This window comes from Phenylobacterium sp., from assembly GCF_030654915.1.
Classification (GTDB): domain Bacteria; phylum Pseudomonadota; class Alphaproteobacteria; order Caulobacterales; family Caulobacteraceae; genus Phenylobacterium.
On record NZ_JAURWM010000195.1, the window covers coordinates 1 to 9,569 of the forward strand.

At 66.2% G+C, this 9,569-nt stretch carries 13 protein-coding genes; 7 read left to right on the top strand and 6 right to left on the bottom strand.

All coding sequences use genetic code 11. From position 1 onward, the window contains the following. A partial coding sequence (locus Q7T84_RS10060) for a zf-TFIIB domain-containing protein (protein ID WP_304808345.1) occupies positions 1-197 on the bottom strand: 197 nt, incomplete at its 3' end. A gap of 261 nt (positions 198-458) precedes the next feature. Here Q7T84_RS10060 and Q7T84_RS10065 point away from each other — a divergent pair. Beyond that, a complete protein-coding gene (locus Q7T84_RS10065) occupies positions 459-1,118 on the top strand; it encodes a Fe2+-dependent dioxygenase (RefSeq protein WP_304808348.1) in 660 nt (219 codons plus the stop codon). A gap of 69 nt (positions 1,119-1,187) precedes the next feature. Here Q7T84_RS10065 and Q7T84_RS10070 read toward each other — a convergent pair whose 3' ends face one another. Further along, complete coding sequence (locus Q7T84_RS10070; protein ID WP_304808371.1) at positions 1,188-1,481, bottom strand: serine hydrolase; 294 nt, start codon at positions 1,479-1,481, stop codon at positions 1,188-1,190. A 90-nt stretch (positions 1,482-1,571) separates the two neighbouring features. On the opposite strand from Q7T84_RS10070, the gene Q7T84_RS10075 reads away from it, so the two are divergent. Continuing rightward, on the top strand, positions 1,572-2,072 hold the full coding sequence (locus Q7T84_RS10075) for a hypothetical protein (protein ID WP_304808350.1): 501 nt from the start codon (positions 1,572-1,574) through the stop codon (positions 2,070-2,072). A gap of 20 nt (positions 2,073-2,092) precedes the next feature. Here the strand turns inward: Q7T84_RS10075 and Q7T84_RS10080 are convergent, their stop codons facing one another. Next, a complete protein-coding gene (locus Q7T84_RS10080; RefSeq protein WP_304808352.1) occupies positions 2,093-2,500 on the bottom strand; it encodes a DUF1801 domain-containing protein in 408 nt (135 codons plus the stop codon). A gap of 54 nt (positions 2,501-2,554) precedes the next feature. Next, positions 2,555-2,965, bottom strand: a complete 411-nt coding sequence (locus Q7T84_RS10085; RefSeq protein ID WP_304808355.1) for a DUF1801 domain-containing protein — start codon at positions 2,963-2,965, stop codon at positions 2,555-2,557. Positions 2,966-3,067: 102 nt separating this feature from the next. Between Q7T84_RS10085 and Q7T84_RS10090 the strand changes: the two genes are divergently transcribed. Then, a complete protein-coding gene (locus tag Q7T84_RS10090) occupies positions 3,068-3,229 on the top strand; it encodes a hypothetical protein (protein ID WP_304808357.1) in 162 nt (53 codons plus the stop codon). A 4-nt stretch (positions 3,230-3,233) separates the two neighbouring features. Here Q7T84_RS10090 and Q7T84_RS10095 read toward each other — a convergent pair whose 3' ends face one another. Further along, positions 3,234-3,632 carry a DUF6491 family protein gene (locus Q7T84_RS10095; protein WP_304808359.1) on the bottom strand — a complete coding sequence of 133 codons (399 nt, stop codon included), beginning with the start codon at positions 3,630-3,632 and terminating at the stop codon, positions 3,234-3,236. A gap of 235 nt (positions 3,633-3,867) precedes the next feature. Between Q7T84_RS10095 and yghU the strand changes: the two genes are divergently transcribed. From yghU to Q7T84_RS10115, 4 genes are all read left to right on the top strand, one after another. Then, a complete protein-coding gene (gene yghU / locus Q7T84_RS10100; RefSeq protein WP_304808361.1) occupies positions 3,868-4,743 on the top strand; it encodes a glutathione-dependent disulfide-bond oxidoreductase in 876 nt (291 codons plus the stop codon). An 8-nt stretch (positions 4,744-4,751) separates the two neighbouring features. Then, the gene (locus Q7T84_RS10105) at positions 4,752-5,666 is read left to right on the top strand and encodes a hypothetical protein (protein ID WP_304808363.1); all 915 of its coding nucleotides are present in this window, start codon (positions 4,752-4,754) and stop codon (positions 5,664-5,666) included. A 26-nt stretch (positions 5,667-5,692) separates the two neighbouring features. Beyond that, a complete protein-coding gene (locus Q7T84_RS10110; protein WP_304808365.1) occupies positions 5,693-6,478 on the top strand; it encodes an SDR family oxidoreductase in 786 nt (261 codons plus the stop codon). A gap of 158 nt (positions 6,479-6,636) precedes the next feature. Further along, the gene (locus tag Q7T84_RS10115) at positions 6,637-7,389 is read left to right on the top strand and encodes a trans-aconitate 2-methyltransferase (RefSeq protein WP_304808367.1); all 753 of its coding nucleotides are present in this window, start codon (positions 6,637-6,639) and stop codon (positions 7,387-7,389) included. A gap of 50 nt (positions 7,390-7,439) precedes the next feature. On the opposite strand, the gene Q7T84_RS10120 is transcribed toward Q7T84_RS10115, so the two are convergent. Next, the coding region (locus tag Q7T84_RS10120; RefSeq protein ID WP_304808369.1) for an arylsulfatase at positions 7,440-9,569 on the bottom strand (2,130 nt) is incomplete at its 5' end.

Below are 9,569 nucleotides of genomic sequence, written 5' to 3' on the forward strand. Positions count from 1 at the left end.
GGTGGCTGGGCGGCGGGAGGCGGCGCGCTCACGCCGGGAGCCGGCGCGGGGCCTTGAGCCCCAGCCGCCATGAGCTTTTCCAGTTCGCCACGGTCGAGCCACACGCCGCGGCAGGTGGGGCACATATCGAATTGCACGCCCGCGCGGTCCACGGTCTGCATGGAGGTGTCGTCGTTGGGGCATAGGAGCAGGGGCATCGGGCATCCTTCTGAGCGATGGAGGCGCGACAGCTTCAGGGCCGGCCTCACGTTGTGACGTGATGCGTCCGACATCATAACCGCCGACAAAGCCGGCGGCTACCAGAGGGGCCCGGTCCGCGCCCACCAGATGGGAGCCCGGCGCAGATCTGGCAAGGCCCGTCCTGCCCTTGGATGCCAGGCGGCCTTGCTGTGGCCGTTCCGAAGATGAGAGAAGTCGTCTCGGATCGGCGCCCGGCGTGGCCGGTTAGGAGACCTAGGTTGATCGTTCCAAACATCCTGAATTCACAACAGCTGGCGGCCGTTCAGCAAGGCTTGGCGAGCGCCCCGTTTCGCGACGGCCGCGCGACCGCGGGACCCGCCGCCGAACAGGTGAAACGCAACGAGCAGGCGCGCGGGGACGATCCGGGCGTGATCGACCTGGGTCGCAAGGTGCGGCTCGCGCTCGAGACTCATCCGACGTTCAAGGCCCTGGTGCGGCCCGCGCGTTGGTCCCGCATGATGTTCTCGCGCTATGGGCCAGGCCAGCAGTATGGCCTGCATGTCGACAACGCCGCGATGTACGACGACGGCGGCTGGCCGCTGCGGACCGACCTCAGCTTTACCCTCTTCCTGTCGGACCCGGAGACCTATGAGGGCGGCGCCCTGCTGCTGCGGGACCTGGCGGGCGAGCGCGAGTTTCGGCCCGCGGCCGGCTCGGCGGTGCTCTATCCGACCGGCCAGTTGCACAAGGTCACGCCGGTCACGCACGGCGTCCGGCTGGCCTGCGTCGGATGGGTGCAGAGCATGGTCCGCCGCGCCGACCAGCGGGAGCTGCTCTTCGATCTGGAGCGCGTCCGGCAAGGCCAGGACGGCGAAGAGGCGGCTCTTCTCCTGGACAAGACTATCGGCAATCTGCTGCGGATGTGGGGCGAGGACTAACGGGGCGCTTCCTCGGCGCCGATCTTGGTTACGGCCGTGCTCACCTCGCGCTGGAAGCCTGGCGGGTCCCTATGACGTCGTTGGCGCCTGATGGCCTGGCTGCGAGATCGCATTGGCCATCAGTGTCTGCGTCGTGGCCTGGAGGGCGGGAGACTTCTCGGAAAGCAGTTGGACCATGCCGACGAAGATCAGGTCGTTCGCAGGATCGACCCAGAACCAGGTCCCGGCCGCGCCGTCCCAGTGATAAGTTCCGACCCCGACCGGAATCCCGGCGGCCTTCGGATCGGTGAACACCACGCCGTTGAAGCCATAGCCGAAGCCTGGGCGGAGCTGCTGGTGTCCAACGCCCCAGCCCTGAGCCAGTGGTGTTCAGCGGGGGCGAGGCCCCTCGCTCCCGGAATTGACATCGGTGAGAAATAACCTCCAGTTGTGGTCAAGCTTGGAGGTGGGGACATGACGCGGGTCTTGATTTGGCCGCTTGCCGTGGCTCTGGCGTCTGTTGCGACGGGGGCCAGCGCGGCCGATCCGTCGTTCTGCTGCGGACGCAAGCTGGCCATGACCTTCGTTAGCGCCTCACCGGACGTACAACTCGTGACGGTTCTGCTGTGGGCCGTGGTCGCGGCCAGCTTTGTGGTCTGGCTTCTGGCGCTCCGGCGCTTGCGACGCGAGCCGGGTCTGGGCGCGCCGCGCTCCCTCGCATTTCTCGCTGCCTGGCGGGTCGGCGGTCCGCTGCTCGGCGCCGCGGTCGCAGCCAAGGTGCAGTCCGAGTTCTGGGTGGCGATCTACGCCTATCCGCCGGTCACCGACTACATGCGCGAGGCCTTTGGACCCAGCTTGGCCGAGTTCTGGATGCTGCTTTGGGCGGGGCTGATGGCCGGAGCCATCGCCGCCCTGACTCATGCGCACCTCGCAGGGCGGTTGGCGGCGGCCGCGATCACGGGCCGGACGACCTAGGCGCTTTGGCGACTTCCGCGTCAGCGTTTGCCGGCGCGCGCCGAGGTGTTCAGCGCCACGGCGGCGTGGATGAGGGCCTCCAGGGCTTGTTCATCGATGCCTTCACCCTCGTGGAGGTCGATAGCGCGCCGGGTCGAGCCTTCGAGGCTGGAATTGAAGAGGCCTGAAGGGTCGGGCAGCGCAGCGCCCTTGGCGAAGGTCATCTTCACTATGCTCTTATAGGTCTCGCCGGTGCAGATCATTCCAGCGTGCGACCACACCGGAACCCCTCGCCACTTCCATTCCTCGACCACCTTGGGGTCGGCCCGCTGGATCAGAGCTCGGAGCTGGGCGAGCGTCTGCCCGCGCCAATCGCCCAGTTCCTTGATCTTGGCGTCGATCAATCGGGAGGGCGGGACGGGCTCTTGCTCGCTCGAAGCGTCAGTCATGGTTGTCGCCTTCCGAGGGACATGGTTGTCGCCTTCCGAGGGATGAGCGCGTGGTCACATTCGCTCGCCGGGTAGCCGGCTGGCCTGCTTCACCCAGGCGGTGAACCGGGCCTCATCGAGTTCGTCGTTCTCATGAATATCCAGGTAGCGGGTGTCGTTGCTCTTGGACGCGCCGGGCGGGATCGGGTCCAGGGCGGCGCCCCGGAAGAAGGCCACTTTGACGTAACGCGTGAAGCAATGGAGGCTGAGGAACCAGCCGTCGCCCTCGACCCCATACAGCGGCGAGTTCCATTTGACAGCCTTGGCTACGCCGGGGACGGCGCCGACGATCAGTGCGTCGAGCCGGCGCCCAAGGTCGCTCTTCCAGCCGGGCATGGCGGCGATATAGGCTTGGACCGGAGCGTCGCCCACGCCCTTGGCGATCTGAGGGTTGCCGCCTGAGAGGAGGGGCGTCTTGTTCGTCATGACCTCAGTCCATTCGCGCCAAGAGCTAGCTATGTGTCGAGCGCGGGAACCTAGACCTGCCGCGCTGATGGAACCTTCCTCCATGGTGGAGGTTAGGTTCGCATGTCCATTCTGATCCTTATCCTCGTCGTCGTCGTCCTTCTGGCCCTGGCCCTGTACGCAGTGCAGAAGATGCCGATCCCGTCACCGCTGAACTGGATCATCCAGGTGGTCCTGATCATCATCGCTATCGCCGTCATCGGCCAGCGCGCCGGTCTTCTTTAGGCGGCTAGGGCCGGTCGCGGGGGCGCAGGGCCTCGACTTCCGCGGGGCTTAGCAGCGTGACGTTGCGGACCTGGCAGCGTTGCTGGCCGTTGACGCCGCGGGTGATGAGCGTCGTGCCCATGCTGGGGCCCGTGCAAACGGACGAGCCGGTCCGCGAGACCAGGCTCATCCGCTGGTTCATGGTGACGTTGCGGCACGAGTTCATCAGATCCAGCCGATAGACATCAGCGCCGACGCGAACATTGACGGTGCGTGTGTCCACAGCTGCGAAGCTGTTAACGCTGCTGGCGAAGAAGCACTGACGGTTCGCGTTCGAAGCGCTCTGCTGGTCCGGATTGTTGCTGGCGCAACCGGCCGCCAGAAGGATGGCGGCCGCTGTGACCCATGCTGCGGTACGTGACATCAAGCAATCCTCCAACGCGCGCACCCGACTATTCGGATGGGCCGAGGTTGTGGCGGCCGGCTTAATCGCGCAAGTAGAAAGGTGGGGTGGGTTCGCGCTTGACGCCCAACGCCGGCCTTGGCGCCCGGCGGGGATTGGCCCACCTTGGTTATTCGCCCGATTTGAATCGCCCAGCCGGATCGGCGTCCACCGGGGTGGATGCGTATGTTTCGAGCTGGCGCCTGGAGCCCGACGAATGACCGACACACCGGAATACACGCCGCCGAAGGTCTGGACCTGGAACAAGGAAAATGGAGGCCGGTTCGCGAGCATCAACCGACCGATCGCCGGGCCGACCCACGACAAGGACCTGCCGGTCGGCCGCCATCCGTTCCAGCTTTATTCCCTGGCCACGCCGAACGGCATCAAGGTCACGGTGATGCTGGAGGAACGGCTCGCGCTCGGCCATGGCGGCGCGGAGTACGACGCCTGGCTGATCAATATCGGCAATGGCGACCAGTTCGGCAGCGGGTTCGTCTCGGTGAACCCCAACTCCAAGATCCCAGCATTGATGGACCGCAGCGGCCCGACGCCGATCCGGATCTTCGAGTCCGGCGCGATCCTCGTTCACCTGGCCGAGAAGTTCGGCGCGTTCCTGCCCACCGACCCGGCCAAGCGCGCGGAGTGCATGTCGTGGCTGTTCTGGCAGATGGGCAGCGCGCCCTATCTGGGCGGCGGGCTCGGCCACTTCTACGCCTATGCGCCGACCAAGATCGAATACGCCATCGACCGCTTCGCCATGGAGGTAAAGCGCCAGCTGGACGTGCTGGACCGCCAGCTAGCCGAGAACCGCTACATCGCCGGCGACGAGTACACCATCGCCGACATGGCGATCTGGCCCTGGTACGGCGGGCTGGCCAAGGGCGTCCTCTATGACGCGGGCGAGTTCCTGTCGGTGCAGGACTACAAACACGTTCAGCGTTGGGCCGACGCACTGGCCGAACGGCCGGGCGTGCAGCGTGGCCGCATGGTCAACCGCACCTGGGGCGAGCCCTCGACCCAGCTGTATGAGCGCCACGACGCCAGCGACTTTGAATTGAAGACCCAAGATCGCCTGGCGGCGGCGAAGTAGGACCTATCATGACCTTTGATACGACACTGTCGCTGGCAGGCCCCCTGCGGCGTCCCCGGCAGATGCTTGGCGACCAGGAATATGGCGGTCATGCCTCGATCCACGACGACTCGATGGCCGAGAAGCTGGGCTTCCGCGCCGGGCCGATCGAGGGGCCGACCCACTTCAGCCTGTTCCCGCCGCTGCTCGAAAAGATCTGGGGCAAGGCCTGGTTCGAGCAGGGCTGCATCTCGTCCCACTATCTGAACATGGTGGTCGAGGGTGAAGAGGTTCGCGCCTTCGCCGAGATTCCGGCCGACGGCGCGACCATGACCCGGGTCTGGGCCGAAAAGGCCGACGGCACAGCCGTGCTGGAGGCCAGCGCAAGCATCGGCCCAGACGCCGGCCCGACGCTGCTGGAGCGCCGCATGGCGGCGCTGCGCCCGCCCGAGAAGCTGCTGATCCTGGAAGACCTACACGTCGGCATGAAGGGGGCGGTGGACGAGCATGTCCGCATGGACGCCGACCAGCACATGGGCGCCCTCTATCCGTTCAGCCTGAACCAGAAGCTGGCGGCGATCACCGAGACTTCGCCCTGGTACTCCGATGCGGCGGCCTCGCCGTGGGGCCGCGCGATCATCCCACTAGAAATGATCAGTGTCCTGGCCGAGCATTCGAGCCGGCTGGCGGGCTTTCCGGTCAAGGGGCCGGCCGTGGGACTGTTCGCTGACCAGGAGATCCGGCTGATCGACGGGCCGCTGTTCGTGGGCGAAGACTATGTGCTGCGCCGCGAGATCGTGGCCCTGGCCGAGAGTAAGCGCACCGAGTCCTATTGGGTGCGGACCCGCATCTTCGACGCGAGCGGGCAGCGGCAGGTGGCCGAGATGCTGCTGAACCACGCGACGCTGAAGCATTCATACGCCGGATACGCCGACGCGGGCTGACGCCCGCGGGCAAGGGAGATCAAGACATGGACGTGAAAGACAAGGTCGTCGTCGTCACGGGCGGCGCCGACGGGATCGGCGCGGCCCTGGCCCGGCGCTTCGCCGAGGCCGGCGCGGCCCAGGTGGTCGTCGTCGACCGCAATGGCGAAGGGGCGGCGGCGGTCGCCCAGGAGATCGGCGGCGAGGCGGTGGCGCTCGACGTGACGGACGGCGAGGCGATGGCGGCGATGGTCGCCGATATCGAGGCGCGGCACGGTCGCATCGACCTGTTCGTCTCCAACGCCGGGGTCGGCGACGGCGACCCGGACCGCAGCAACGCCGCCTCCTCGCCCGACGCGGTGTGGCAACGCGCCTGGAACGTGAACGTCATGGCCCATGTCCATGCAGCGCGCGCGGTGACGCCGGGCATGGCGGCGCGGGGCGGGGGTTACATCCTCAACACGGTCTCGGCCGCGGGGCTGCTCTCGCAGATCGGCGGTGCGGTCTATTCGACCACCAAGCACGCGGCGGTGGGCTTCGCTGAGTCCCTGGCGATCACTCATGGCGACCAGGGGATCAAGGTCTCGATCCTGTGTCCGCAGGGGGTCGATACGGCGATGCTGCGCCAGGGGGGCTCAGGCTCACCCCAGAGCCTGGACGGGGTGCTGACGCCGGACGAGGTGGCCGAGAGCGTCATCGCCGGACTGGCGGAAGAGAAGTTCCTGATCCTGCCGCACGCCGAGGTGTTGACCTACATGCAGCGCAAGGCTGGCGACTATGATCGTTGGCTGGGCGGCATGCGCCGGCTGCGCGCCAAGGTGATGGGCGGCTGAGGCCTCGCCGCCGAGAGATCGCAAGGCACGGTCATCGGGGGGCGGGTAGGTGGACTGTGGGCCAGCGGCAACTGTTGGCGTGGGGCGTCGGTTGGCGGCTCGACTTCCTTTGCGGGTTGCTGTCAGTTCGCCGGCTCTTCGCCTGACGGATGGACGACATGGCCGATCGATTGTTCGCCGACACCACCTTGGCCGCCTTGTACGACTCGTTTTGTCCTCGCGAGCGGCGGGACGACTTCGATTTCTACATGCCGATGGTGATGGCGGCCGGCGCGGTGCTCGACGTCGGCTGCGGCACAGGCGCGATGCTGCACGAGGCGCGTAAGGCCGGGCATCAGGGGCGGCTGTGCGGCCTGGATCCAGCCGCCGGCATGATCGAGCAGGCGCGCAAGCGCTCGGACATCGAGTGGGTGCTGGGCGACCTGACGTCGCGCGCCTGGAGCGCTGAGTTCGACCTGGTGGTGATGACCGGTCACGCTTTTCAGGTGCTGATCGAGGACCAGGATTTGCGGACCTCGCTGGCGGCGATCGCCTCGGCCTTGACGCCCGGCGGCTGCTTCGCTTTCGAGACCCGTAATCCGAAAGTGCGCGAGTGGGAGCGTTGGAACCCCGAGCATGCAGCGCAGGTCAGTGACCCTGACGGCCGCACCGTGCGGATGAGCCGGCAAGTCGAGGTTCCGTTCGACGGCGACGTCGTCTCGTTCAGCCACACCTTCAGCAGTCCCGATTGGGACCAGGTCGAGGTCAGCCGCAGCACGCTGCGGTTCATCCAGGCCGACCTCTTGGCCGCCTTCCTCGCCGACGCCGGGATGGAGATCCAAGCCCAGTTCGGCGACTGGGACCGTAGCCCGCTGAGCGATGCGAGCCCGGAGATCATCACCCTGGCTCGGCGGGCCGCGGGAAAGGCGTGACTTGGTGGCTGACAGGGCGAGAGCCTAGCCCTGTCAGCCTTCCTTGGTCGCTACTGCCGAGCCATGGCCATTCGGATGGCGTCGTCGGCTGAGACCAGGTGGTCGGTGCTTTCACTCGCTTCATCGATGGATATCTCGACGCCCCGGATTTGTCCGTTGAAGGCGTTGCCATGAGCACCGTAGTCCTCGGAAACCGGGGCGCCGGTGTCGCGGCCGACATCGCAACCGTCGTCCGCCGAGAAGATCATGGCGGCGGTGGCCGCGACATGACCCGCGCCGACTTTCTCGCCGTCGACATAGAGGGTCGCGGTCCCGCCCTTACCCGGGCCGCCGCCGTCGTAGGCGAACTCCATGCGGACCTGATGATCGCCAGGGGAGAGGACGCTATCGGCCTCAATGTAGAAGTACTGAATGCCCATCAGATTGTAGCAGTACTTGAGCTTTCCGCCCTTGGCGTAGAGCGCCCAGCCGCCGATGTTGCCGCCCTGGGCGATGATGACACCCTCGGCGCCGCCGGCCGGAACGGTCAGTCCGGCGGTTACGGCGTGGGACTTGTTCTTGATGTTGACGACTGAATTCTCGGACAGGCGCCCCATCCCGCCAAACAGGATCTGGGACTTGCCCTTGATCAACACAGGTCGGCCGGCGAGGTCGGAATTGAGTCGCCGCCCGACATCATCGTCCATCGGCAGGACGTTGTAGCGAACGGCCTCGATCAGCCACAGGCGCTGCAAGTCATGCAGCTTTTGCGGCATCTCCTTGGAGAGGTCCTTGGCCTGGGACCAGTCCTTAGTGGTGTCGTAGAGCTCCCAGACGTCGTCGTCGAAGGCAGGCACCTTCTCGCCGATCAGCAGCCATGGGGTCTTGTGGCGTGTCACGGCGGTCCAGCCCTTGTGGTAGATGCCCCGGTTGCCGAACATCTCGAAGTACTGGGTCTCATGGCGCTCGGCCGCGGCCGCTTCGTTGAACGAATAGGCCATGCTGACGCCCTCGATCGGCGTCTGCTGCACGCCGTTCACCGATAGCGGCTCGGGGATTCCGGCCACATCCAGCAGCGTGGCGGCGACGTCGATCACATGGTGAAACTGGGTGCGGACTTCGCCCTGGCCCTTGATGCCGGCAGGCCAGTGAACGATCGTTCCGTTGCGTGTGCCGCCCCAGTGCGATGCGACCTGCTTGGTCCACTGGTAGGGCGTGTTCATCGCGTGCGCCCAGCCCACCGCGAAGTGGTTGTAGGACTCTGGGCCGCCTAGCTTGTCGATGCGGTCCATCAGGAACTGCGGCGTCTCCAGCGCCGCGGCGCCGTTGAAGTTGATCATCTCATTGTAGGTGCCGTTCAGCGTGCCCTCGGCCGAGGCGCCGTTGTCGCCAATGATGTAGTAGACCAGCGTGTCATCGAGCAGATTGAGCTTCTCAAGGTTGTCGATCAGCCGGCCGACATGATGGTCGGCGTACTCGAGAAAACCGGCATAGACCTCCATCTGCCGACGCAGGACCGGCTTGAGGTCATCGGGCATGTCGTCCCAGGCAGGGATTTCCTTGTGCCGGGCGGTCAGTTCGCAATCCTTGGGAATGACGCCCAACGCCTTTTGCCGGGCGAAGGTCTCCTCGCGCGCCTTGTCCCAGCCTGCGTCGAACTTGCCCTTGTACTTGTCGGCCCATTCCTTGGGCACATGGTGCGGGGCATGGGTGGCGCCCGGCGCGAAGTACATGAAGAACGGTTTGTCGGGGATCAGGGCCTGCTGCTGGCCGACCCAGGCGATGGCCTTGTCGGTCATGTCGGCCATGAAGTGGTAGCCCTCTTCTGGGGTCTTCTCGACCTCGATGGGGGTCGTGCCCTCATAGAGCGACGGGTACCATTGGTGGGCCTCACCGCCGATGAAGCCGTAGAAGTACTCAAAGCCGCCGCCTCCGGTCGGCCAGGCGTCGAAGGGACCCGCCGGGCTTGTCTCCCAGACCGGGACCTCGTGGCACTTGCCGAACTGGGCGGTGGCGTAGCCGTTCAGCTTCAGGGTCCGGGCGATCGGCGAGGCGGTGTTGGGCAGGATCGAATTGTAGCCGGGCGCGCCGGTGGCGATTTCGGTGATGCCACCCATGCCCACCGAGTGGTGGTTGCGGCCGGTCAGCAGGGCCTGGCGGGTGGGCGAGCACAGCGCTGTGGTGTGGAAGCGGTTGTACTT